Below are 21,560 nucleotides of genomic sequence, written 5' to 3'. Positions count from 1 at the left end.
TGGTCCCGAACCCAACCGGAAGGACAACAGTGTGACTTCTGAAAAGAAGACAGACAGTCCGAAATCCGACCATCACAACCCCTCTGGCCTCATCAAATCCCCCACGGGCGAAGTCGTCCCACACCCCGCGCTGGACCTGCCGATCTCGAGCGAACAGGACCAACGCAAGGGAATCGACTGGGTAGTCTTCGGCATCGCGGCGGCCATCGCCATCGCGTTCATGGCCTGGGGCTTCATCAACACCGACGGCATGGGCAAGGTCGCCGGCGACGCCCTCACCTGGGTGCTGGACAAGGCCGGCTGGGTCTTCGTCCTGACCGCCAGCGGTTTCGTCATCTACATCATCTGGCTCGCCGTCAGTAAGTACGGCAACATCCCCCTGGGCCGTGACGACGAGAAGCCGGAGTTCAAGACGGCTTCCTGGATCGCGATGATGTTCAGCGCCGGAATGGGCATCGGTCTGATGTTCTACGGCGTCAGCGAGCCCATCTCGCACTTCGTCACCCCACCGCCGGGCACCGGCGAGGCGGGCAACCCCGAAGCCATCCAGCACGCGATGGCGACCACGATGTTCCACTGGACGCTGCACCCGTGGGCGATCTACGCGGTCGTGGGTCTGGCGATCGGCTACGGCGCCTACCGCAAGGGCCGCGTCAGCCTGATCTCCTCGGCCTTCACGCCGCTGCTCGGCAAGAAGACCGTCGAGGGTCCGGCAGGCAAGGCGATCGACATCTTCGCGATCTTCGCGACCCTGTTCGGCTCCGCCACCTCGCTCGGCACGGGCGCGATCCAGATCGAGAGCGGCCTGCAGATCGTGGCCGGGCTCGGCGAGGTCGGCAACAACGTCCTCATCGGGATCATCGCGGTCCTGACCGTCTGCTTCGTGATCTCCGCGGTCTCGGGTGTGGCCAAGGGCATCCAGTGGCTCTCCAACATCAACATGGTGCTGGCCCTGCTCCTGGCGCTGTTCCTCTTCGTGGTCGGCCCGACGGTCTTCATCCTCGACCTGATCCCGACCTCGCTCGGCACCTACATCGGCGACCTCGCCCAGATGTCGGCCCGCACCGGTGTCGGCGGCGAGGAGACCTCCGCGTGGCTCGGTTCCTGGACCGTCTTCTACTGGGCCTGGTGGATCTCCTGGACGCCGTTCGTCGGCATGTTCATCGCGCGGATCTCGCGCGGGCGCACCATCCGGCAGTTCGTCGCCGGCGTGCTCCTCGTCCCGAGCGCCGTCAGCGTTATCTGGTTCTGCATCATGGGCGGCACCGCCATCGACCTGCAGCGCGACGGCACCGTCGACATCGCCGGTCTCGGCGGGGTCGAGTCGCAGCTGTTCACCACGCTCGACCAGTTCCCGCTGGCCACCGTGATGAGCATCCTGGTCATGGTCCTGGTGGCGATCTTCTTCGTCTCCGGCGCCGACGCGGCCTCGATCGTGATGGGCACGCTCTCCGAGCGTGGCTCCGAGGAGCCGAGCCGGCCGACGGTGGTCTTCTGGGGTGTCGCGACCGGTGTCGTGGCCATCCTGGGGCTGATCGCCGGTGGTGCGGATGCGTTGTCAGGTCTGCAGACGATCACGATCGTGGCGGCACTGCCGTTCGTGGTGATCATGGTCGGGCTGGCGGTCTCGCTGCAGCGCGACCTGGCTCACGATCCGCTGATCGTGCGTGGTCAGTACGCCGCGGAGGCGGTCGAGCAGGCCGTCATCACCGGCGTCACCGAGCACGGGGACGACTTCGCGCTCGCGGTCGTCGAGGACGACCACAGCAACGGCGGCGAGTCGGCTTCGGCCGAGGGCACTGTCACCGCGGTACCTACCGACAAGGCCTGATCCTCGAAGTCTGAGTCTGATGGCGGGGTCCTCCGGGACCCCGCCATCAGTCGTCTGTCAGCGGCGTCCCGGAGTAGGTCTCCAGGGTCACGAACTCCTCGACCGGTTGCCTGCGCAGCCTGGTCAGCTGCTTGACCGGCTTGCCCAGCGGGACGACCGCGGCGACGGCGTAGCCCTCAGGGGCACCGAGCAGCTCGAGCACCGCCGGCTCCTCGGCGACCACCATCGTGGTGATCACCCCACCGAAGCCCTCGTTGCGCGCGGCGAGGAGCGTGTTCCACACCAGCGGATAGACCGAGGCGCCTGAGACGACACCCACCCGGTCCAGCTGGGAGTCGATGGAAGCGACCGCGCCGAGGTCGACGAGGAAGACGAGCACCACCGGAGCCGTACGGAGCGGCTCGGTCATCGCATGCGGGACCCGGGTCGCGGCGATCTGCTCGTCGGTCACCGCCGTCGGTTGCACCGTGTTCCACGGCATCTCCCCCGCCTTCTGCTGCGCCATGTACCTGCGGGCACCCGTCGCGGTCAGCTCGACCAGACGCTCGCGGGTCTCCTGGCTGCGTACGACCACGACGTGGCCGCCCTGCCGGTTGCCGCCGGAGGGCGCGAACCGGGCGTTGTCGAGGATCCTGGCGAGGATCTCGTCGGGCAGCGGGTCGTCGGTGAAGTCGCGTACGGCATGGGTGGTCCGCATCGCTTCGTAGAGCTCCATGGCTCCATCCCAGCAGACTCAGCCCAGGCTCAGCCCACCAGGCTCAGCCCAATAGAAACATGACCAGCGCGGTGATGCCGACCACGACGATCACACCGCGGAGCACATTGGGTGGCAGCCGGCGGCCGATCCTGGCACCCAGCAGACCACCGATCGTCGCGCCGACGGCGATCAGGGCGGCGATCTGCCAGTCGACGTCGGCGACGAGGGCGAAGATGAGCCCGGAGATGCCGTTGGTGATGGCGACCAGGACGTTCTTGAGCCCGTTGAGACGCTGCAGCGACTCGGCGACCCCGATGCCGATGATGGCGATCATCAGCACTCCCTGAGCGGCACCGAAGTAGCCGCCGTAGACGCCGAGCATCGCGATCGCAGGCCAGACCCACCAGCGCTCGCTGCCATCATCGGGCAGGTCGCCGTGCCGTCTGGCGACCCACCGGGAGATGCGTGGCCCGGTGATCACCAGGACCACGCCGAGCCCGATCAGCACCGGGACGATCGCCTCGAACGCACCCGGCGGCAGCACCAGCAGCAGGATCCCGCCGACCGCGCCACCGATGAGCGCCGCGACGCCGAGCCGCAGGATCCGCCCGCGCTGCCCGGCGAGCTCGCGACGGTAGCCCCAGGCGCCGGCCAGCGAGCCCGGCACCAGGCCGATCGTGTTGGACACGTTGGCGACGACGGGAGGTACGCCGAAGGCCAGCAGCGTCGGGAACGTGATCAGCGTCCCGGAACCGACGGCAGCATTGATGGTGCCCGCCCCCACCCCGGCGATCAGGATGAGGGCGGACTGAAGCGGATCCACCTAGGCGGTCGGCTCGGCAGGAGGCTTCGGCCGGTTGGGAGCCTCTGCCTGCTTGGCCTCGGCGAGCGCCTCCTGGACGGCCGCGGCCGCGGAGGACTGCTCGAGGTCGACCGCAGGCTCGGCCGAGCCCATGTCGACACGCTTGACGGGGCCCTCGACCTCGTCCGGGATGCCCTGGAGGCTGTTCATCGTCGAGCCGAGGCCCTCGAGTGCCTTGCCGATCTCGCTCGGGACGATCCACACCTTGTTGGCGTCGCCCTCGGCGATCTTCGGCATCATCTGGAGGTACTGGTAGGCCAGCAGCGACTGGTCGGGGCGGCCGTCGTGGATCGCCTGGAAGACGGTCTGGATGGCCTGGCCCTCACCCTGGGCGCGCAGGATCGCGGCCTCACGGTCGGCCTGCGCCGCGAGGATCTGCGACTCGCGCTGACCCTCGGCGTTGAGGATGGCGGACTGCTTGTTTCCCTCGGCGGAGAGGATCGCGGACTGGCGCTGACCCTCGGCGGTGAGGATCGCGGCGCGCTTGTCGCGGTCGGCGCGCATCTGCTTCTCCATCGCGTCCTTGATGGACATGGGCGGGTCGATCGACTTGATCTCGACGCGCTTGACCTTGATGCCCCAGCGACCGGTGGCCTCGTCGAGGACGATCGAGAGACCGGAGTTGATCTGCTCGCGGCTGGTCAGCGTCTCCTCCAGGGTCATGCCACCGACGATGTTGCGCAGGGTGGTCATGGTGAGCTGCTCGACGGCCTGGATGTAGTTGGCGATCTCGTACGTCGCCGCCACCGGGTCGTTGACCTGGAAGTAGATGACCGTGTCGATCGAGACGGTCAGGTTGTCCTCCGTGATCACCGGCTGCGGTGCGAACGCTACGACCTGCTCACGCATGTCGATCATGTAGCGCACCTTGTCGACGAACGGGATCACCGCGTTCAGGCCGGGGTCACGCTTCGACTGGAACTTGCCGAAGCGCTCCACGATGCCGACCCGCGCCTGCGGGATGATCTTGATCGTCTTGGCCAGCGTGGTGATCACCAGCACCGCCAAGATGACCAGGAGGGCCAGGATGATGCCACCCATTGCCAATCAGTCCTTGTCTATTCGTTGTGCGTCAGGTTGCCCGGAAGCTACGGAGTCCCGAGCTCCGGAAGAGGATGGACGTACGCCGTCGCTCCTCTGATCTCGAGCACCTCGACCGGCGTGCCGGCCGCGATCACGAGCGTCTCGTCATAGGGCTGAGCGGTCCAGAGCTCGCCGTCGAGCTTGAGCTGCCCAGGCTTGTGGGCGCTGATCTCGACGGGCGAGATGGCCTGGACACCGATCAGCTTCTGCGCGCCGATCTGGATCTCCGGGCCGTTGTGGAGCCGCCTGGCCAGCCCCGGGCGTACGACCGCGAGCATGGAGACCGAGACCGCCAGCGCGACGATCGCCTGGATCACGAAGCTGTCGGTGAACGCGCCGGTCAACGCGCCCGCGAAGGCGCCGGTGGCGAGCATCAGCAGGATCAGGTCGAGGCTGAAGAGCTCTCCGACGACGAGCAGCGCTCCGAGTGCCGTCCAGATCGCCCAGTCCCAGTCCTGCCAGTCCATGGGCGTCACCCTATCCAGACGGCCCACGCGTTGTGGGGAGGTTTGGGTACCGACTTCTTAACGTTAGGCCTACCGGGTGTGGCGGGCGCGACGCTTGGCCCAGTAACGGCCATCGCTCGCCTCGAGCTCGAGCGGCATGCCGAAGGTCTTGGAGAGGTTGGCCGAGGTCAGCGTGTCGTCGATCAGCCCCTGGGCAGTGATCCGGCCGGACCGCATCATCAGGACATGGCTGAAGCCGGGCGGGATCTCCTCGACGTGGTGCGAGACGAGCACGGTGGCCGGGCTGTCGGGGTCGTAGGCGAGCGTCGACAGCGTCGAGACGAGGTCCTCGCGGCCGCCCAGGTCGAGCCCGGCGGCGGGCTCGTCCAGGAGCAGCATCTCGGGGTCGACCATCAGTGCCCGGGCCAGCTGGACCCGCTTGCGCTCGCCCTCGGACAGGGTGCCGAACATTCGCTCACCGAGGTGCTTGATGCCGACCTCGATCAGCAGCGCCTGGGCACGGTCGTGGTCGAGGTCGTCGTAGTGCTCACGCCAGCGCCCCACCACGCCGTACGAGGCGCTCACCACGACATCGCGGACGAGCTCGTGGCGCGGGATCCGGTCGGCCAGCGCGGCGGAGGTCAGGCCGATGCGCGGGCGCAGCTCGAAGACGTCGATGCGGCCGATCTGCTCGCCGAGGATCTTCACCACGCCCGAGGTCGGGTGGAGCTGGGCCGCGGCGGTCTGGAGCAGCGTGGTCTTGCCGGCGCCGTTGTGGCCGAGGATGACCCAGCGTTCATCCTCCTCGACCACCCAGCTCACAGAGTCGAGAAGGGCATTGCCCCCGCGGCGTACGGTGACGTCGTTGAACTCCAGCACGGCTGCCATGGCGGCAAATCTATCGGCAGGGGTTCTCGGGCTCGGGGATAGGGTGGGCCGCTGTGAGTGTCGACGAATCCCAGTCGGTGGAGGCCACCCCCGAGGCCCTGCGCCTGGCCTGGTGGGTGACGGCGTGGCTGCGCGGTGAGGCGGTCACCGACCTGGTGCTCGATGCGGTGATCGGGCCCGACGCGACCCACACCGTCAGCGGGCTGGCCGATCTCGGGCTCGGTGGCGACGAGGGGGTCGCGGACACCTTCGTCAGCGGGATGGGACGGCTGCGTACGGAAGGGGCGACCTGTGTCGGGGTCGCGTTCCCGGCCGAGGGCGACCCGGTCGGGCTGGGCGGACCCCGGGCCTTCAACACGGCCGCGATGGAGGCCGGCGAGGCGGTGGTGAGCGACGCCGGGATCGGGCTGGTGCCGGTCCGGGTCGGCGCGGTCGTCGAGTGGCAGGCGTACCCCGCCCAGCGCCGTCAGCTCCCCGACGTCGGCGAGGCAGACCGGGCCCTCCGGTTCGCGCTGACCGAGTCCGCGACGGCGCTCGCCGAGCTCGACGTCGCCCGGTGGCGGCCCGAGGTCGCCGACCGGCTGATGAACCTCCGCCACCGGCCCTCGCTGGCCGGGGCTCCCGGGGTGCCGCCGCGGTGTGTGGAGCTCGCTGCCCGTGGCGTACAGGCTCGGGAGATCGTCGCGGTGGCGCTCGAGGACGAGGGCGGCGCCGTGTCCGCCTCGGAGATGCTGCGGCGGCGGGAGGCGCTGGTCGGGCTCGACCGCGCAGCGCGGAGGGCGCTCACCGCGGCTGGATCGCCCGAGGTGTGGCCGCCGAACTGAGACGTGGGCGCCGGCTCCACTATCGTTTGCAGAGATGACCGAGGAATTCGACGCGCTCGAGCGCCGTCCCGACACCCTGCTGATCACCCTCGCCGGAAACGACCGTCCCGGGCTGACCTCGGCCACCCTGGCGACGCTCGCGTTGGCAGGGGTCGACGTGGTCGACCTGGAGCAGATCGTGCTGCGGGCGCGGCTCGTACTCGGGCTCCTGGTGACCGCGCCGGCCGACGCGGCGAGCACCGACGCGCTCAAGCACGCGATCGAGGAGACCGCCCACGCTCTCGACATGACCGTCGAGATCGAGGAAGGCGTCGGCGACACCCCGCGGGAGCCCGCCGACCGCGCCCGGGTGACGGTGCTGGGTCTCCCGCTGAAGGCGGCCGCGCTCGCGTCGGTGACGCGGACGATCGCCTCCGCCGGCGGCAACATCGACCGGATCATCCGGCTGGCTCGCTACCCGGTCACCGCCTTCGACCTGCACGTCTCTGGCGCCTCGCCCGACGAGCTGCGGGTGACGCTGGCGGCCGAGGCCGCCGCCCAGGGCGTCGACATCGCCGTGCAGCCGGCCAACCTGGTCCGCCGCGGCATGCGCCTGATCGTCATGGACGTCGACTCGACGCTGATCGACGGCGAGGTGATCGAGATGATCGCCGCCCACGCCGGCTACGAGAAGGAGGTCGCCTCGGTCACCGAGGCGGCCATGCGCGGCGAGCTCGACTTCGAGGAGTCGCTCCGCGGCCGGGTGAAGTACCTCAAGGGCGTCCCCGCGACCGCGTTGGACGAGGTGTACGCCGGGCTCCAGCTCAACCCGGGAGCGCGGACGATGGTCCGCACCCTGCGGCGCCTCGGCTACCGGTTCGCCATCGTCTCGGGCGGGTTCTCCCAGATCACCGACCGGTTGGCGGCCGACCTCGGCATCCACTACGCCCGCGCCAACGAGCTCGAGATCATCGACGGCGTGCTCACCGGCGAGGTCGTCGGCGAGGTCGTCGACCGGGCCGGCAAGGCCCGCGCGCTCCGCGAGTTCGCCGCCGAGATCGGCATCCCCGAGGCCGCCACCGTCGCCATCGGCGACGGCGCCAACGACCTCGACATGCTCGCCGCCGCCGGCCTCGGCATCGCCTACAACGCCAAGCCCGCAGTACGTTCGGCCGCCGGGACCGCCATCAACGTCCCCTACCTCGACACGATCATGTATCTCCTCGGGATCTCCCGCGAGGAGATCGAGGCCGCCGACGCCGAAGCCGGCATCGTCACCCCCGCCCCGCCCCTCATCTGAGCCGCGGCCCGAGACCCCACCGCGTCGGCGGGGTCAGGCGCGTGCGACGTGGAAGGCGGTGACGGAAGCCTCGGCCTCGTCGAGCTCGGACCAGTCGCCGTCGTAGGTGAGTACCGCGACGGCGGCGGTCGGGAAGCCGAGGGCGAGCTCGTTGCCGGCCTCGTCGTCGCCCTCGCCGTCGTCGAGGAGCTGCACGAGCGAGAACACGGTCGGGTTGTGACCGATCACCACGACCGTCGAGATGCCTTCATCGACCCCGCGGACGAGGTCGAGGGCGGTGGAGGTGCCGGCGGCGTACAGACCCTGGTCGTACTCCGCCAGCGTCAGGTCCCACGACGCCCCCAGCGCGACGTCCTCCCAGGTCTGGGTGGCGCGGTCGGCCGCCGAGACCAGCACGTAGTCCGGGACCACGCCCTGCTCGGCCAACCACTCCCCCGCTGCGACCGCGTCGGCATGGCCGCGCTCGGTCAGCTGGCGCTCGTAGTCGGTGGGCGCCGACGACTCCGCCTTGGCGTGCCGCATGATGACAAGGGTCCGCATGCGGCAACCCTATGACCTCACGCGCCCAGCGAGTGATAGCCCCCGTCGACATGGATGATCTCGCCGGTGGTCGCCGGGAAGAAGTCGGAGATCAGCGCGCAGACGGCCTTCGCGGTCGGGCCCTGGTCGGTGTTGTCCCAACCCAGCGGCGCCCGGGTGCCCCAGCCCTCGTCGAGCTCCTCGAAGCCCGGGATCGCCTTGGCGGCGAGCGTCTTGAGCGGACCCGCGGAGACGAGGTTGCAGCGGATCCCGTCAGGACCGAGATCGCGGGCGAGGTAGCGCGAGGTCGACTCGAGCGCGGCCTTGGCCACACCCATCCAGTCGTACGCCGGCCAGGCGATCGTGGCGTCGAAGGTCAGCCCCACGATCGACGAGCCCGGAGACAGGAGCGGCCGGGTCGCCATCGCGAGCGACTTCAGCGAGTAGGCGCTGACCTGGACCGCCTGGGAGACGTCGTCCCAGGGCCCGTCGAGGAACTTGCCACCGAGGAGCGTCTCGGGGTTGCCGTACGCGATCGAGTGCACGACCCCGTCGAGCCGCTCGACACCCTCGGCCCGGAGCGCGTCGGCGAGGCCGTCGAGGTGCTCCTGGTTGGTCACGTCGAGGTCGAGGACCGGCGGCTCCTCGGGGAGCCGCTTCGCGATCCGCTTGGTGATCGACAGCGCGCGGCCGAAGTTGGAGATCAGGACGCGGGCGCCCTGCTCCTGTGCCACCTTGGCCACCGCGAAGCCGATCGAGGAGTCCATCGTGACCCCAGCGACGAGAACAGTCTTGCCGTCCAACAAACCCATGATCAGTGCCCCATTCCAAGTCCGCCGTCGACCGGGATCACGGCCCCGGTCACATATCCCGCATCAGCCAACCACGTCACGGCCGAGGCCACTTCGTCCGGTGACGCGTAGCGCCCCAACGGCACCCGGTCCGTGATCGCCTTCTGCTGCTCATCGGTGAGCACCGCGGTCATCTCGGTCTCCACGAACCCCGGCGCGACCACGTTGGCGGTGATCCCCCGCGAGCCGAGCTCGCGCGCGAGCGATCGGGCCATGCCGACCAGCCCGGCCTTCGACGCCGCGTAGTTGACCTGGCCCGCGTTGCCCAGCAGCCCGACGACCGAGGAGATGAAGATGATCCGCCCGCGGCGCAGCCGCAGCATGCCCTTCGAAGCCCGCTTGGCGAGCCGGAAGGACGCGGTCAGGTTGGTGTCGATCACGGAGGTGAAGTCGTCCTCCGACATCCGGAGCACGAGGGTGTCCTTCGTGATCCCGGCATTGGCGACGAGGACCTCGACGGGTCCGTGGGCGGCCTCGGCTGCGGCGTACGCCTCCTCGACGGCGGCCGGGTCGGTGATGTCACACACCAGGTCCAGGGCCCCTTCCGGAGCCCCGCCCTTGCGGGAGGTCACGGCCACGTTGTCGCCGTTGGCGACGAAGGCCTCGGCGATCGCTCGGCCGATGCCGCGGCTTCCGCCGGTCACCAGCACCGAGCGCGGTGCCTTGGTTGTGGGGTTTTCACTGTCAGTCACAGGCGCGACGGTAGCGATTACTTCGGCGTACGACCAATGTCTTGGATTTGCTTGTGAGAACCATCCAAAGTCCTTCGGAGCGCCCCTGTTGGGACCACACCATTGACCGGGTGCCATCGGTCACGACCTAGACTGGCGGTATGTCCAAGGCGCAACCGATCAGGATCACAACCGCCGGGCGTAGCCGCGCCGAGGACATCGCGATCCGTCAGAAGCGCTACGCCATCTCGATGTCGATCCGCTCGCTGTGCTTCATCGGTGCCGTGATCGCCGGTCTGGCCGGTATCGGCTGGCTGTGGCCGATCCTGATCGCGGCGGCTCTGATCCTGCCCTACGTCGCGGTCGTGATGGCCAATGCGACCAACACCAAGAGCGACGAGATGAACCTGATGGACTCGCCCTACGGTCCGCGCCAGCTCACCAGCGGACGTGAGCAGCAGCTGCGCGAGAAGGACGAGGACTGATGGGCGCGCTCGACTCCGACCTGTGCTCGGCCAAGGGCTGCCAGGACCCGGGTTCGTGGGAGTTGCAGTGGAACAACCCCAAGATCCACACGGCCGATCGGCGTAAGATCTGGCTCGCGTGCGAGACGCACAAGGAGTCGCTCAGCGACTTCCTGGGAGCGCGTGGATTCCTCAAGGACGTCGTCCCTCACTAGCCATTCCCCCGGAGAGGTCGCGCGATGAACCCGATCCCTGTGCTCCTCGACTGCGACCCCGGCCACGACGACGCCATCGCGATCCTGCTGGCGCTGGGCAGCCCTCACATCGACCTGCTCGGCATCACCACCACGTTCGGCAACTGCCGGGTGGAGAAGGCGACCTACAACGCCCAGCGGATCCTGGCGCTGGCGCGCCGGCCCGATGTCCCGGTCGCCGCCGGAGCCGCCGGACCGTTGGCCGGCGAGATCCACATCGGCGACTTCATCCACGGCGCGACCGGGATCGACGGTCCTGATCTTCCCGAACCGCTCGCTGCGCCGGTCCCGCTGGGGGCGGTCGAGTTCCTGCGTACGTCCCTCTTGGCCGCCCCCGATCCCGTCACCGTCGTCGCCACCGGACCGATCACCAACGTCGCGCTGCTGCTGCGCGACCATCCCGAGGTCGGTGCGAAGATCGCCGAGATCGTCTTCATGGGCGGCTCGACCGAGCGCGGCAACACCACGCCGGCCGCCGAGTTCAACGCGTACGCCGATCCCGAGGCGCTCGACCTCGTCCTCACCAGCGGCCTGCCGATCCGGATGGTCGGCCTCAACCTGTCCCACCAGGCCCTGGCCACTCCCGAGGTCGTCGCACGGATGCGGGCCATGGACCATCCGGTCGGCCGGGCGTGCGCCGACCTGATGGGGTTCTTCGGCGGCACCTACTCCGACGTCTTCGACTTCGCCTCTCCCCCGGTTCACGACCCCTGCACCATCGCGGCCCTCATCGACCCCAGCCTGATCACCTGGCACAAGTCGTTCGTAGCTGCCGAGACCGCGGGCCGCTGGACCCGTGGTGCCACCGTCGTCGACCTGCACGGCCGCCTCGACGAGCCGCCCAACGCCCAGGTTGCGATCACGCTCGACGTCGAGGGCTACTGGGACCTCGTCCTGGACGCCATCGACCGCGTCGGTTCCTGACCTGCCGAGAGGTCAGGTACGTCGGCCGAGGCGTCACTCCCGCTGGCCGAGGCGTCACCGCGGTGCCACCTCGGCCGACGCGGGTGACGTCTCGGCTGGGGTCAGCCGCCGATGGCGGACATGGGGCGATCGGGCTGCAGGAAGCCGAGGTCGTCGATGCCGTGGCCGGCGCGCTTGCCGGCCATGGCGGTGACCCACCGGGCGGCGAGGTCGTCGTCGGAGGCGCCGGCACGAAGTGGCGTACGCAGGTCCGACTCGGAGCGCGCGAACAGGCAGTCGCGCACCTGCCCGTCGGCGGTGAGGCGCACCCGGTCGCAGTCGCCGCAGAAGGGGCGGGTCACGGAGGCGATGATGCCGACCTTGGCCGGGCCACCGTCGACGTGGAAGAGCTCGGCGGGGGCGCTGCCGCGGGGCTCCTCCGCGGGCGTCAGCTCGAAGGCAGCCGACAGCGCCGCCAGGGTCTCGTCGGCGGTCACCATCTTGTCGCGCGACCACCCGTGCTGGGCGTCGAGAGGCATCTGCTCGATGAACCGCAGCTCGTAGCCACGCTCGACCGACCAGCCGAGCAGCTCGGCCGCCTGGTCGTCGTTGACGCCCCGCAGCAGGACCGCGTTGATCTTGATCGGGCCCAGGCCGGCGTCGGCCGCGGCCTCGAGCCCGGCGACCACGTCGGCCAGCCGGTCACGACGAGTGATCTCAGCGAAGATCTCCGGCCGGATCGAGTCCAGCGACACGTTGACCCGGTCGAGCCCGGCCTCGGCGAGGGACCCGGCCATCTTGGCCAGCCCCAGCGCGTTCGTGGTGATCGAGAGCTCCGCCTCTGGAGCGACCTCGCGGGTGCGCGCGACGATCGAGACCAGCCCGCGCCGCACCAGCGGCTCGCCACCGGTGAACCGCACCTCGCGTACGCCGAGCCGACCGGTGGCGACGCCGATCAGCCGCACCACCTCGTCGTCGGTGAGCACCTCGTCGCCGGGCAGCCAGTCGAGCCCCTCCGCCGGCATGCAGTAGGTGCACCGCAGGTTGCAGCGGTCGGTCAGAGATACCCGCAGATCCGTCGCGACCCGGCCGAACCGGTCGACGAGCCTCTGCTGGGTCTGATCTGTCGGGGAGGTCGTCATCACACCAGTCTAGGCAGGCTCGACCCGGATCGTGAGTGAGGACCGCATGCCAGTTAGTCTCGTAGGGTGAGTTCGTTCCGTTTCCTGCTCAGCCGACGCTGGGCCGGTTTCACGGTGTTCGTGCTGATCCTGGCCTACGGGACCTGGTGGCTGGGCCAGTGGCAGTTCGACCGTCTCGAGGACCGTAAGGCCAGCAACCAGATCGTCCGCGTCAACGAGGACGCCGAGCCCGCGCCCGTCTCCGACGTACTGGCCCCGGGCCAGAAGGTCGCCGAGAAGGACGAGTGGCGGCGGGTGACGGCGACCGGGACGTACGCGGTCGACGACACGATCATCTGGCGCTACCGCACCCCCGACGACGCGAAGGGTGTCGACATCGTCGTCCCGTTGGTGCTCGCCGACGGCAGCGCGGTGCTCGTCGACCGCGGCTGGCTGCAGACCGAGTCGCAGGATGAGTTCGAGGACCTCCCGGCGCCGCCGTCGGGCGAGGTCACGATCACCGGCTGGGTCCGCGCCGACGGCACCGGCGACTCCACCGACGTCGCGCAGGTCGACGGCTACCACGCCACCCGCGCGCTCTCCTCGACCCAGGTCGCGAATGTGGTCGACGAGCCGCTCCTGACCGGCTGGCTCCACCTCGACACCGAGTCGCCGGAGCCCGCCACCCAGCTGCGCCAGGCCGACCTGCCCGAGCTCGACAACGGCCCCCACTTCTTCTACGGACTGCAGTGGTGGTTCTTCGGCGTCCTCGCCATCGCCGGCTTCTTCTACCTGATGTACGACGAGCGGCGCACCCAGCGCCAGGACGCCCCTGCACAAGACGATGACACCGCCGACGGCGACGAGCCGGCTGATGAGCGAGCCCGCAAGAAGGCCGCCAAGCTCGCCCAGAAGCAGGCCGTGAAGGCGGCCTACCAGGCGGCGTACGAGAAGGAACGCAGCGGAAAGAGCTAGCGGCGGAACTGCGTCTCGTAGAGCTCCGCGTAGAGCCCGCCCGCCTCGAGCAACGACTCGTGGGTGCCGGACTCCACGACTCGTCCGTCCTCGACGACCAGGATGCGGTCGGCGGCGCGGATGGTGGAGAGCCGGTGGGCGATGACGATGGACGTACGTCCCTCCAGCGCGGCGTCCAGAGCGGTCTGCACCGCGGCCTCGGACTCGGAGTCGAGGTGGGCGGTGGCCTCGTCGAGCACCACGATGTGGGGCGCCTTCAGCAGCAGCCGGGCTATCGCGAGCCGCTGGCGCTCGCCGCCGGAGAGGCGGTAGCCGCGGTCGCCGACGACGGTGTCGAGGCCGTCCGGGAGGCCTTTGATGACGTTGGCCACCTGAGCAGCCTCGAGGGCGGCCCAGATGTCGTCGTCGGAGGCGCCGGGGCGGGCGTAGAGCAGGTTGCCGCGCACGGTGTCGTGGAACATGTGGGCGTCCTGGGTCACGTAGCCGACCGCGGCTTCGAGGGACTCCAGGGTCACGTCGCGTACGTCGAGGCCACCGACCTCGACCGAGCCGGAGCGTACGTCGTAGAGCCGTGCGATCAGGTGGGTGATCGTCGACTTCCCGGCCCCGGAGGGTCCGACCAGGGCGACCATCTGCCCCGGTTCGGCCACGAAGTCGATGTCGGTCAGCACCTCGCGCACCTCCCGGCTCTCCGGGCGTGCGATCGTCTCGAGGGAGGCGAGCGAGACCTCGTCGGCGCGCGGGTAGGTGAAGGCGACATGGCGGAACCGCACCGACGCGGCGTCCGCCGGCACCTCGACCGCGTCCGGCTTCTCCTTGATCAGCGAAGGCAGGTCGAGGACCTCGAAGACGCGGTCGAAGCTGACCAGCGCGGTCATCACGTCGATGCGTACGTTGGAGAGCGCCTGCAGCGGCCCCAGCAGCCTCACCAGCAGCAGACCGAGCGCGGTCAGGGTGCCGAGCGTGACGTCGCCCTGGATCACCATCCAGCCGCCGACGCCGTAGACCAGCGCGGTCGCCAGCGCCGGCACCACCTGCATGGTTGCTCCGAACAGGCGGGTCAGCAGCGCGATCCGGATCCCCAGGCGGCGTACGACATCGGCCCGCTCGGCGAAGGCGGCGTCCTCCTCCTCGCGGCGTCCGAAGAGCTTGAGCAGCAGAGCGCCGCCGACGTTGAACCGCTCGGTCATCGTCGTCGCCAGCGCCGCGTTGCCGTCCATCTGCTCGCGGGTCAGGCCGGCCAGCCGGCGGCCGACCCACCGCGAGGTCAGGAACAGGATCGGGAACAGCGCGACGCACATCAGCGTCACCTGCCACGACAGCACCAACATCGCCGCGCCGACCACGACCAGCGAGATCAGGTTGGAGACGCTGTTGGACAGGGTCGAGGTGAAGGCCCGCTGCGCGCCGAGCACGTCGGTGTTCAGGCGGCTGACCAGCGCGCCGGTCTGCGCACGGGTGAAGAAGGCCAGCGACTGGCGTTGGACGTGGCCGAAGACCTGGGTGCGCAGGTCGAAGATGAGTCCCTCGCCGATGCGAGTCGAGAGCCAGCCCGAGACGATCCCGAATCCCATGTCGACCACGGCGACCAACGCCATCGCCGCAGCCAGCCAGACGACCAGCGAGACGTTCTTCTCTAGCACACCGTCGTCGATGAGGCGCTGGGTCAGCAGCGGGGTCACCACCACGAGCGCGGCGTCGAAGACCGTGAACACCAGGAACGCGCTGATCAGGGCCCGGTGAGGCCCGGCGTAGGAGATGACGCGCTTCAGCGTGCCCTTCGGCAACCCGCGCTGGAGAACCGTCCGGTCGGCACGCAGGTTGCGCATGATTCCGCCGCCGCCCATCGCCCCGCCGCCGGCACCGAAGCCTGGACCCATTTGTGACACCCCGTCACCTTAGTTCGCCCGGCCACGTTCGGCCGCCTCGGGACGGTTCGTCGAAATATGGTCAAAATCACCTCGGGCAGGTGACCAAGCGCTCTGTTGGTGGTATGAAGTGGAGCGCGTGTGTGCGCCGGTCTCCGGGGGCTGGATCAGGATTCGTCCAGACTGCCCTGAACCCGCGGGTTCATGCCCTGACTGCTCACCCCCACACCAGGTGCCCTGACATGACCCGACCACTCCTGGCCCGACTCCACCGAGCCGGTCCATGGTTCTGCAGTACCGCGATCCTTCTCTTCGTCGCGCTCTCCCCCGTCATCTTCGTCACCGCCTCCGGTGACCAGTGGTTCTGGCCGTGGATCCTCGCCGGCGTACCCGTCGTCGGCCTCACCCTGTGGCTCACCGCGATGGCCTACGACACCCCTGCCGAATCCGTAGAAGCGGCGGCCGAGTCGGCAGAACTGGACGACGAGTCCGCGGTTGTTGCGATCGAGTCGGCAGATTCGGGCGCCGAGACGACAGTTTCGTCGCCCACAAGTGAGGACTCGATCCCCGAAAGTGCGGACTCGGTCCCCACAAGTACGGATTCGGCTGGACCGGCGACGCGGGGTGGGGACGCCGGGATGCGGGTGGCGGTGCTGTCGCTGTCTCGCAAGGTACAGGCGTCGGCGCACCGGATCCAGGAGGAGTCGACGCGGATGGTGGCCAAGTTCCCGGCCGAGCCGGACGTGCTCGAGGCGGGGATGCGGGTCGACCATGCGGCGGCGCAGCAGGCGCGGCTGGCACAGAGCATCGCCACGCTGTGCGGTGAGCAGCCCGGGCAGCACTGGCGTGACCCGCTCGCGATCGCCGACGTCGTACGCGGCGCGGCCGGCCGGATCACGGCCTATCGCCGGGTCCGGGTGGAGGGTGACCCGCCGGTCGCGGTCCAGGGTGCGTACGTCGAGCCGCTGATCCACCTCGTCGCCGAGCTCCTCGCCAATGCGACCCAGTCCTCGCCGCCTGCGACGGAGGTGCTGGTCACGATCCGTTCCGTACGCCGCGGCGCGGCCCTCGAGATCGACGACGCGGGCGTCGGCATGGACGAGACCAACCTGGCCTGGATGCGCGAGATCGCGTCGGGCACCCGGGAGGTTCGCCTGCACGACCTCGGCGAGATCCCGCAGACCGGCCTGGCGGTGGTCGGCACCTACGTACGCCGCCACGGGTTCCGCGTCGACCTGACCGAGTCCGTCCACGGTGGCCTGCGGGTCGCCGTGCTGGTCCCCGAAGCGATGACCACCCCGCTGAGCCCGGCCGCGCTCGCGCCGGTCGCGCCGCGTACGCCGACCTCCACCCCCATCCCCGCCGCGCTCCTGACGAAGGCTCCGAAGGCACCGCCCCCGTCAACGACCCCGCCGCCCGTCTGGCCCGTCCACAGCACCCCGAACGCACCCGATCCCGTCCCGGACCACGATCAGCACGAGCAGCACGAGCCGTCTCTGTTCACCTCCGACGGCCTACCTCAGCGCCGTTCGAAGCGCGGCCAGCGCTTCGCGACCGGACAGCAGCTCGCGGCGAGCCAACCCGTCCCGGCGCGCCCCGAGCCGACAGCCGAGCAGGCGGGCGCCTGGATGAGCAGCTTCCTCAGCACCCCGGCCACGCCCCCGGCCGGCACGACCATCCCCCATCAGGCCGTCGACCCCGAGACCGCCAGCACCGCCGCGGACACCGATTCCGCACCCGAGAACCACTGGAGGAACCATGACCGATGAGAACAGCTGGATGCTGGAGCTGGTCGCGGGAGTACGCGGCGTACGTCATGTCGTGGTCCTCTCCGCCGACGGGCTCGTCCGGGTCCGCACGAGCCACACCCCGCGCGAGGAGGCCGACAAGCTGGCCGCGGCGTGCGCCGGCCTGACCTCGCTCGGCCACGGGGTCAGTCGCCAGTTCGGCGCCGACGCCCACCCTCGTCAGGTGATGGTCGAGTTCAACGGCGGCTTCCTGTTCATCCGTGGCGCCGGCGACGGCTCCCGCCTCGCGGTGGTCACCGAGATGAGCATCGACCCGGCGCTGGTCGCCCAGCAGATGCAGGCGACCGTCCTGATGCTCGGGGAGCGCGCGATGAGCACCCCGAGACGCTCGATCTAAGCCGATCCGAGACGATGCCCGACGCTTCTGACGACTACGTCGACCACCCGATCCGGTCCTACGTCCGGACGGGGGGTCGTGCCCGTCCGACCCATCGGCTGACGCCGGCGACGCTGCTGATCGGCCACACCAGCCCGGCGGCCACGGACTCGTCGGTCGGGCGTCAGGAGCGCGAGGTCCTCTCCCAGTGCCTCGGCGTGATCTCCATGGCCGAGATGGCAGTCCATCTCGGCCAGCCGGTCAGCGTCCTGGCGGTGATCGCCTCGGACATGATCGACGCCGGCCTGATCGGCGTACGTCCCGACAGCGACACCGCCGCCGGCCCCTCCCGCGAAACCCTCCAGAAGGTCCTGCATGCTCTCAACCACCTCTGACGGCAACCACGGCCGAAGCGAAGCCCGAGGCGATCAGCACTATCTGGCGCCGACGGTCGTCGAGTCGGTCAAGATCCTGGTGGTCGGCTCCTTCGGAGTCGGCAAGACCACGCTGATCGGCTCGGTCAGCGAGATCGAGCCGCTACGCACCGAGGAGACGATCACCCAGGCCAGCGAGGGGATCGACGAGGTCGCGGCGACCCCGGAGAAGACGACGACCACGGTCGCGATGGACTTCGGCCGGATCACCCTGACCGACGAGATCGCGCTCTACCTGTTCGGCACTCCTGGGCAGCGCCGCTTCTGGGACCTGTGGTCCGGCCTCGCCGAGGGCGCCGCCGGTGCCCTGGTCCTGGTCGACACCCGCCGGCTGGCCGACTCCTTCGAGGTGCTGGACCAGCTCGAGACGCGTACGTCCCTGCCGTTCGTGGTCGCGATCAACCAGTTCCCGGGCGCGCCGAACTACGAGCCCGACCAGATCCGCACGGCGCTCGATCTCGATGACGAGACGCCGATCGTGGTGTGCAACGCCAAGAACCGCAACGCCTGCGCCCGAGCCCTCTCCGCGCTCGTGCGCCACGCCCTGAACACGCACTGACCCCCGATCCACGACCGACAGGCACTCTTTCGCGATGGCTCCCACCCGCACCGTACGTCTCGCCGACCTCACCGACCTCGTCCAGGCGCCCGAGACCGTCGGGCCTGGGGCGAGAGAGGTGCACCAACGGCTCCGGGCCGAGTGGGGCCCGGTCGCCCCCGGCGAGCTCTCCCCCGGCGTACGCCTCTGGTTCGCGATGGGCTATGCCGAGTTCAGCGAGGTCATCCGCAACGAAGAGGTCTTCTCCCGCAACGGCGACAACTGGAGCGCGGTGCAGGAGGGCAAGATCCTGCCGGACATGCCGATCTATCCCTTCGTGACCACCCGGCAGAACTCCTTCCACAACGACGGCGAGCTGCGCCGGCGGCTGCGCTCGCCGGTCGACCGGGCGCTCTCGCGGGTCGACGAGCACGGCTACGCCGCGAAGGTACGCAGCATCTGCAACGACCTCGTCGACGACATGCTCGAGCGCGGCGAGGCCGATCTGGTCCAGGACTACGCCGTCCTGATCCCGCTGCTGTCGGTCGCCGCGATGTTCGGCATGGGCCACGAGGTCGGCGACTCGATGCGCAAGGCCGCCCACAAGGTCCTCGGTGGCGGCCAGCTCGCCCAGGAGGGGGTCATCGAGCTGGCCGTGGAGATCGTCGACCACATCGCCAAGCGCCGCAGGGAGCCCCAGGACGACGTCACGTCGCACCTGATCGACGACCCGGGCCTGTGGGACGACAACGAGGTCATGGAAGCGATGATCGTGATGATCATCGCCGGCAACGAGCTGACCATCGCGACCATCACCCAGACCCTGCTGCTGATGCTCTCCGACGAGCGCTTCGCCGGCCGGCTGCGCGGCGGCCGCCTCGATGTCGACCAGGCGATCGAGGAGGTCATGTGGCGCGACCCGCCCTGCTACAACATCACCCCGCGGTTCGCGCTGCGCGACGTCGAACTGGGCGGTCAGCTGATCCGTAAGGGCGACGCCGTGGTGCCGTGCATCGCAGCGGCCAACGTCGACCCGCTGATGACCGGCGGCGACCCGTGGCTGGAGATCGGCAACCGCGCCCACATGTCGTGGAGCGCCGGGCCCCACTCCTGCCCCGCCCAGCGGCCGGGCACGATCATCGTGCAGGCGGCGGTACGCACCGTCCTGGAGCGCCTCCCCGAGGTGTCCCTCGCGGTGCCGGCCGACCAGGTCGAGCGCAACACCGACTCGCTCTCCTACCGCTACCCGACCTCGATGCCGGTGACGTTCGTCCGCACGCTGACCTGAGGGTCAGGCGAGCGAGACCAGGTCGGCGTACTCCTCGTTCCACAGGTCCTCGACGCCGTCGGGGAGGATGAGCACCTTGTCGGGCTCCAGCGCGTGCACGGCGCCCTCGTCGTGGGTGACCAGCACGATCGCGCCCTCGTAGCGGCGGATCGCGTTGAGCACCTCCTCACGGGAGGCGGGGTCGAGGTTGTTGGTGGGCTCGTCGAGCAGGAGGACGTTGGCCGCGGAGACGACCAGGGAGGCCAGGGCCAGCCGGGTCTTCTCACCGCCGGAGAGCACCCCGGCAGGCTTGTGCACGTCGTCGCCACTGAAGAGGAACGCCCCCAGGACGGTGCGCGCCTCGGTGTCGGTGAGCTGCGGTGCCGATGACTGCATGTTCTGCAGCACCGACCGCTTGGTGTCGAGGGTCTCGTGCTCCTGGGCGTAGTAGCCGACCTTGAGCCCGTGACCCGGCACGACCTGCCCGGTGTCTGGCTGGTCGACGCCGGCCAGGATGCGCAGCATCGTCGTCTTGCCGGCGCCGTTGAGCCCCAGGATGACCACGCGGGTGCCGCGGTCGATGGCCAGATCGACGGCGGTGAAGACCTCGAGCGCGCCGTAGGACTTCGAGAGGTCGTTGGCAGTGAGCGGGGTCTTGCCGGACGGCGCGGGTGAGGGGAACTTGATCGAGGCGACCTTCTCCTGCTGCCGCTCCCCCTCGACGCCGGCCATGATCTTCTCGGCGCGCTTGAGCATGCTCTGCGCGGCCGTCGCTTTGGTGGCCTTGGCACGCATCTTGTTGGCCTGGTCCGTGAGCGTCTTGGCCTTGTTCTGCGCGTTCATCAGCTCGCGCTTGCGCCGGGCCTCGTCGGTCTCACGCTGGGTCAGATACTGCTTCCAGGGCATGTTGTAGATGTCGATCACCTCGCGGTTGCCGTCGAGGTGGAAGACCTTGTTGACCGTCTGGGCGAGCAGGTCGTTGTCGTGGGAGATCACGATGAACCCGCCCTTGTAGGACTTCATCCAGTCGCGCAGCCAGATGATCGAGTCGGCATCGAGGTGGTTGGTCGGCTCGTCGAGGATGAGCACCTCGGCCGACGAGAAGAGGATGCGCGCCAGCTCGACCCGGCGTCGTTGACCACCGGAGAGCGTCTTCAGCGGCTGGGTCATGATCCGGTCGGGGATGCCGAGCGACTGGGCGATCTGCAGGGCCTCGGTCTCGGCGGCGTAGCCACCGCCCGCGTCGAGCTCGTCGTGGGCGCGCTGGTAGCGCTTCATCGCCTTCTCGCGGACGTTGGGATCCTCGGAGCCCATCTCCTCCTCGGCGATCCGCATGCGGCGTACGGCATCGTCAAGCCCTCGTGCGGAGAGGATGCGGTCCTTGGCGATCACCTCGGGATCTCCGACCCGCGGGTCCTGGGGCAGATAGCCGATCTCACCGGTGTTGGACACCGTTCCGGAGGCAGGCAAGTGGTCGCCGGCGAGCACCTTCGTCAGGGTCGTCTTCCCAGCGCCGTTGCGGCCTACGAGCCCGACCTTGTCGCCGGGTCCGACTCGGAATGTGACGTTCTCCATCAAAAGTCTGGCGCCGACGCGGACTTCTAGGTCATGGGCAGTGATCATCTCCGTCACTAGTGTATGGGCGGGGCACTCGGTCCCAC

23 protein-coding genes are annotated in these 21,560 nt (G+C 69.3%); 12 read left to right on the top strand and 11 right to left on the bottom strand.

The window, feature by feature from the left end; translation table 11 throughout:
• The first annotated feature begins 31 nt into the window (after positions 1–31).
• Complete coding sequence (locus ABZY89_RS13340) at positions 32–1,831, top strand: BCCT family transporter (RefSeq protein ID WP_355227785.1); 1,800 nt, start codon at positions 32–34, stop codon at positions 1,829–1,831.
• A gap of 46 nt (positions 1,832–1,877) precedes the next feature.
• Here ABZY89_RS13340 and ABZY89_RS13335 read toward each other — a convergent pair whose 3' ends face one another.
• From ABZY89_RS13335 to ABZY89_RS13315, 5 genes are all read right to left on the bottom strand, one after another.
• A complete protein-coding gene (locus ABZY89_RS13335) occupies positions 1,878–2,546 on the bottom strand; it encodes a nitroreductase family protein (protein WP_355227783.1) in 669 nt (222 codons plus the stop codon).
• A gap of 43 nt (positions 2,547–2,589) precedes the next feature.
• The gene (locus ABZY89_RS13330) at positions 2,590–3,351 is read right to left on the bottom strand and encodes a sulfite exporter TauE/SafE family protein (protein WP_355227781.1); all 762 of its coding nucleotides are present in this window, start codon (positions 3,349–3,351) and stop codon (positions 2,590–2,592) included.
• The gene (locus ABZY89_RS13325) at positions 3,352–4,431 is read right to left on the bottom strand and encodes an SPFH domain-containing protein (protein ID WP_355227779.1); all 1,080 of its coding nucleotides are present in this window, start codon (positions 4,429–4,431) and stop codon (positions 3,352–3,354) included. It lies immediately after the preceding gene.
• A gap of 47 nt (positions 4,432–4,478) precedes the next feature.
• Positions 4,479–4,940, bottom strand: coding sequence for an NfeD family protein (locus ABZY89_RS13320; RefSeq protein WP_350658947.1), 462 nt, complete (start codon positions 4,938–4,940; stop codon positions 4,479–4,481).
• 69 nt (positions 4,941–5,009) lie between these two features.
• Positions 5,010–5,807, bottom strand: a complete 798-nt coding sequence (locus ABZY89_RS13315) for an ABC transporter ATP-binding protein (RefSeq protein ID WP_355227777.1) — start codon at positions 5,805–5,807, stop codon at positions 5,010–5,012.
• A 53-nt stretch (positions 5,808–5,860) separates the two neighbouring features.
• Between ABZY89_RS13315 and ABZY89_RS13310 the strand changes: the two genes are divergently transcribed.
• Together ABZY89_RS13310 and serB are read left to right on the top strand one after the other, a co-directional pair.
• A complete protein-coding gene (locus tag ABZY89_RS13310; protein ID WP_355227775.1) occupies positions 5,861–6,631 on the top strand; it encodes a hypothetical protein in 771 nt (256 codons plus the stop codon).
• A gap of 34 nt (positions 6,632–6,665) precedes the next feature.
• Positions 6,666–7,910, top strand: a complete 1,245-nt coding sequence (serB, locus tag ABZY89_RS13305) for a phosphoserine phosphatase SerB (RefSeq protein WP_355227773.1) — start codon at positions 6,666–6,668, stop codon at positions 7,908–7,910.
• A gap of 33 nt (positions 7,911–7,943) precedes the next feature.
• Here the strand turns inward: serB and ABZY89_RS13300 are convergent, their stop codons facing one another.
• Genes ABZY89_RS13300 through fabG form a run of 3 tightly spaced genes read right to left on the bottom strand, consistent with a single transcriptional unit; the run spans position 7,944 to position 9,972 of the window.
• Positions 7,944–8,450 carry a histidine phosphatase family protein gene (locus tag ABZY89_RS13300; protein ID WP_355227771.1) on the bottom strand — a complete coding sequence of 169 codons (507 nt, stop codon included), beginning with the start codon at positions 8,448–8,450 and terminating at the stop codon, positions 7,944–7,946.
• A 17-nt stretch (positions 8,451–8,467) separates the two neighbouring features.
• A complete protein-coding gene (gene fabI / locus ABZY89_RS13295; protein ID WP_355227769.1) occupies positions 8,468–9,241 on the bottom strand; it encodes an enoyl-ACP reductase FabI in 774 nt (257 codons plus the stop codon).
• Between the two features lie 2 nt (positions 9,242–9,243).
• Positions 9,244–9,972: a 3-oxoacyl-ACP reductase FabG gene (gene fabG, locus ABZY89_RS13290; protein WP_355227767.1), complete on the bottom strand. Its 729-nt coding sequence runs from the start codon at positions 9,970–9,972 to the stop codon at positions 9,244–9,246.
• Positions 9,973–10,112: 140 nt separating this feature from the next.
• On the opposite strand from fabG, the gene ABZY89_RS13285 reads away from it, so the two are divergent.
• From ABZY89_RS13285 to ABZY89_RS13275, 3 genes are read left to right on the top strand one after another with little or no spacing between them, the layout of a single operon-like run.
• Entirely contained in the window at positions 10,113–10,436 is a 324-nt protein-coding gene (locus tag ABZY89_RS13285) for a DUF3099 domain-containing protein (protein WP_355021355.1), read from the top strand.
• On the top strand, positions 10,436–10,630 hold the full coding sequence (locus tag ABZY89_RS13280) for an acetone carboxylase (protein ID WP_091041080.1): 195 nt from the start codon (positions 10,436–10,438) through the stop codon (positions 10,628–10,630). Before ABZY89_RS13285 ends, ABZY89_RS13280 begins: the two co-directional genes overlap by 1 nt.
• A gap of 24 nt (positions 10,631–10,654) precedes the next feature.
• A complete protein-coding gene (locus ABZY89_RS13275; RefSeq protein WP_355227765.1) occupies positions 10,655–11,593 on the top strand; it encodes a nucleoside hydrolase in 939 nt (312 codons plus the stop codon).
• Positions 11,594–11,694: 101 nt separating this feature from the next.
• Here the strand turns inward: ABZY89_RS13275 and moaA are convergent, their stop codons facing one another.
• Positions 11,695–12,714: a GTP 3',8-cyclase MoaA gene (gene moaA / locus ABZY89_RS13270; protein ID WP_355227763.1), complete on the bottom strand. Its 1,020-nt coding sequence runs from the start codon at positions 12,712–12,714 to the stop codon at positions 11,695–11,697.
• Between the two features lie 66 nt (positions 12,715–12,780).
• Here moaA and ABZY89_RS13265 point away from each other — a divergent pair, with 66 nt between their 5' ends.
• Positions 12,781–13,668, top strand: a complete 888-nt coding sequence (locus ABZY89_RS13265) for an SURF1 family protein (protein ID WP_355227761.1) — start codon at positions 12,781–12,783, stop codon at positions 13,666–13,668.
• Here ABZY89_RS13265 and ABZY89_RS13260 read toward each other — a convergent pair.
• Positions 13,665–15,548 (bottom strand): ABC transporter ATP-binding protein, encoded by a 1,884-nt coding sequence (locus ABZY89_RS13260; protein WP_355227759.1) that lies wholly within the window; start codon positions 15,546–15,548, stop codon positions 13,665–13,667. The two genes, ABZY89_RS13265 and ABZY89_RS13260, sit on opposite strands and share 4 nt — an antisense overlap.
• Positions 15,549–15,778: 230 nt before the next feature.
• Between ABZY89_RS13260 and ABZY89_RS13255 the strand changes: the two genes are divergently transcribed.
• Genes ABZY89_RS13255 through ABZY89_RS13235 form a run of 5 tightly spaced genes read left to right on the top strand, consistent with a single transcriptional unit; the run spans position 15,779 to position 19,920 of the window.
• Positions 15,779–17,305 carry an ATP-binding protein gene (locus ABZY89_RS13255; protein ID WP_355227758.1) on the top strand — a complete coding sequence of 509 codons (1,527 nt, stop codon included), beginning with the start codon at positions 15,779–15,781 and terminating at the stop codon, positions 17,303–17,305.
• Positions 17,295–17,681 carry a roadblock/LC7 domain-containing protein gene (locus ABZY89_RS13250; RefSeq protein ID WP_355227756.1) on the top strand — a complete coding sequence of 129 codons (387 nt, stop codon included), beginning with the start codon at positions 17,295–17,297 and terminating at the stop codon, positions 17,679–17,681. The genes ABZY89_RS13255 and ABZY89_RS13250 overlap by 11 nt, the downstream gene beginning before the upstream one ends.
• Positions 17,682–17,695: 14 nt before the next feature.
• Positions 17,696–18,055: a DUF742 domain-containing protein gene (locus ABZY89_RS13245; RefSeq protein ID WP_350658958.1), complete on the top strand. Its 360-nt coding sequence runs from the start codon at positions 17,696–17,698 to the stop codon at positions 18,053–18,055.
• Positions 18,036–18,653 (top strand): ATP/GTP-binding protein, encoded by a 618-nt coding sequence (locus ABZY89_RS13240; RefSeq protein WP_355227755.1) that lies wholly within the window; start codon positions 18,036–18,038, stop codon positions 18,651–18,653. Before ABZY89_RS13245 ends, ABZY89_RS13240 begins: the two co-directional genes overlap by 20 nt.
• Positions 18,654–18,687: 34 nt before the next feature.
• A complete protein-coding gene (locus ABZY89_RS13235) occupies positions 18,688–19,920 on the top strand; it encodes a hypothetical protein (RefSeq protein ID WP_355227753.1) in 1,233 nt (410 codons plus the stop codon).
• Positions 19,921–19,923: 3 nt separating this feature from the next.
• On the opposite strand, the gene ABZY89_RS13230 is transcribed toward ABZY89_RS13235, so the two are convergent.
• Positions 19,924–21,522: an ABC-F family ATP-binding cassette domain-containing protein gene (locus ABZY89_RS13230; RefSeq protein WP_355021346.1), complete on the bottom strand. Its 1,599-nt coding sequence runs from the start codon at positions 21,520–21,522 to the stop codon at positions 19,924–19,926.
• Positions 21,523–21,560: the final 38 nt, after the last annotated feature.

The sequence above is a fragment of the Nocardioides sp. NPDC006303 genome, assembly GCF_040613175.1.
Lineage (GTDB): Bacteria > Actinomycetota > Actinomycetes > Propionibacteriales > Nocardioidaceae > Nocardioides.
The sequence above is the reverse complement of the archived record's forward strand: the minus strand, read 5'-3'. Positions and strand labels throughout refer to the sequence as shown.

Coding starts and splice junctions, on each gene's coding strand:
- ABZY89_RS13335 (WP_355227783.1), bottom strand. CDS start 2,546: ATGGAGCTCTACGAAGCGATGCGGACCACCCATGCCGTACGCGACTTC.
- ABZY89_RS13325 (WP_355227779.1), bottom strand. CDS start 4,431: ATGGGTGGCATCATCCTGGCCCTCCTGGTCATCTTGGCGGTGCTGGTG.
- ABZY89_RS13320 (WP_350658947.1), bottom strand. CDS start 4,940: ATGGACTGGCAGGACTGGGACTGGGCGATCTGGACGGCACTCGGAGCG.
- ABZY89_RS13315 (WP_355227777.1), bottom strand. CDS start 5,807: ATGGCAGCCGTGCTGGAGTTCAACGACGTCACCGTACGCCGCGGGGGC.
- serB (WP_355227773.1), top strand. CDS start 6,666: ATGACCGAGGAATTCGACGCGCTCGAGCGCCGTCCCGACACCCTGCTG.
- ABZY89_RS13300 (WP_355227771.1), bottom strand. CDS start 8,450: ATGCGGACCCTTGTCATCATGCGGCACGCCAAGGCGGAGTCGTCGGCG.
- fabI (WP_355227769.1), bottom strand. CDS start 9,241: ATGGGTTTGTTGGACGGCAAGACTGTTCTCGTCGCTGGGGTCACGATG.
- ABZY89_RS13285 (WP_355021355.1), top strand. CDS start 10,113: ATGTCCAAGGCGCAACCGATCAGGATCACAACCGCCGGGCGTAGCCGC.
- ABZY89_RS13280 (WP_091041080.1), top strand. CDS start 10,436: ATGGGCGCGCTCGACTCCGACCTGTGCTCGGCCAAGGGCTGCCAGGAC.
- ABZY89_RS13275 (WP_355227765.1), top strand. CDS start 10,655: ATGAACCCGATCCCTGTGCTCCTCGACTGCGACCCCGGCCACGACGAC.
- moaA (WP_355227763.1), bottom strand. CDS start 12,714: ATGACGACCTCCCCGACAGATCAGACCCAGCAGAGGCTCGTCGACCGG.
- ABZY89_RS13260 (WP_355227759.1), bottom strand. CDS start 15,548: ATGGGTCCAGGCTTCGGTGCCGGCGGCGGGGCGATGGGCGGCGGCGGA.
- ABZY89_RS13255 (WP_355227758.1), top strand. CDS start 15,779: ATGACCCGACCACTCCTGGCCCGACTCCACCGAGCCGGTCCATGGTTC.
- ABZY89_RS13250 (WP_355227756.1), top strand. CDS start 17,295: ATGACCGATGAGAACAGCTGGATGCTGGAGCTGGTCGCGGGAGTACGC.
- ABZY89_RS13245 (WP_350658958.1), top strand. CDS start 17,696: ATGCCCGACGCTTCTGACGACTACGTCGACCACCCGATCCGGTCCTAC.
- ABZY89_RS13240 (WP_355227755.1), top strand. CDS start 18,036: ATGCTCTCAACCACCTCTGACGGCAACCACGGCCGAAGCGAAGCCCGA.
- ABZY89_RS13235 (WP_355227753.1), top strand. CDS start 18,688: ATGGCTCCCACCCGCACCGTACGTCTCGCCGACCTCACCGACCTCGTC.
- ABZY89_RS13230 (WP_355021346.1), bottom strand. CDS start 21,522: ATGATCACTGCCCATGACCTAGAAGTCCGCGTCGGCGCCAGACTTTTG.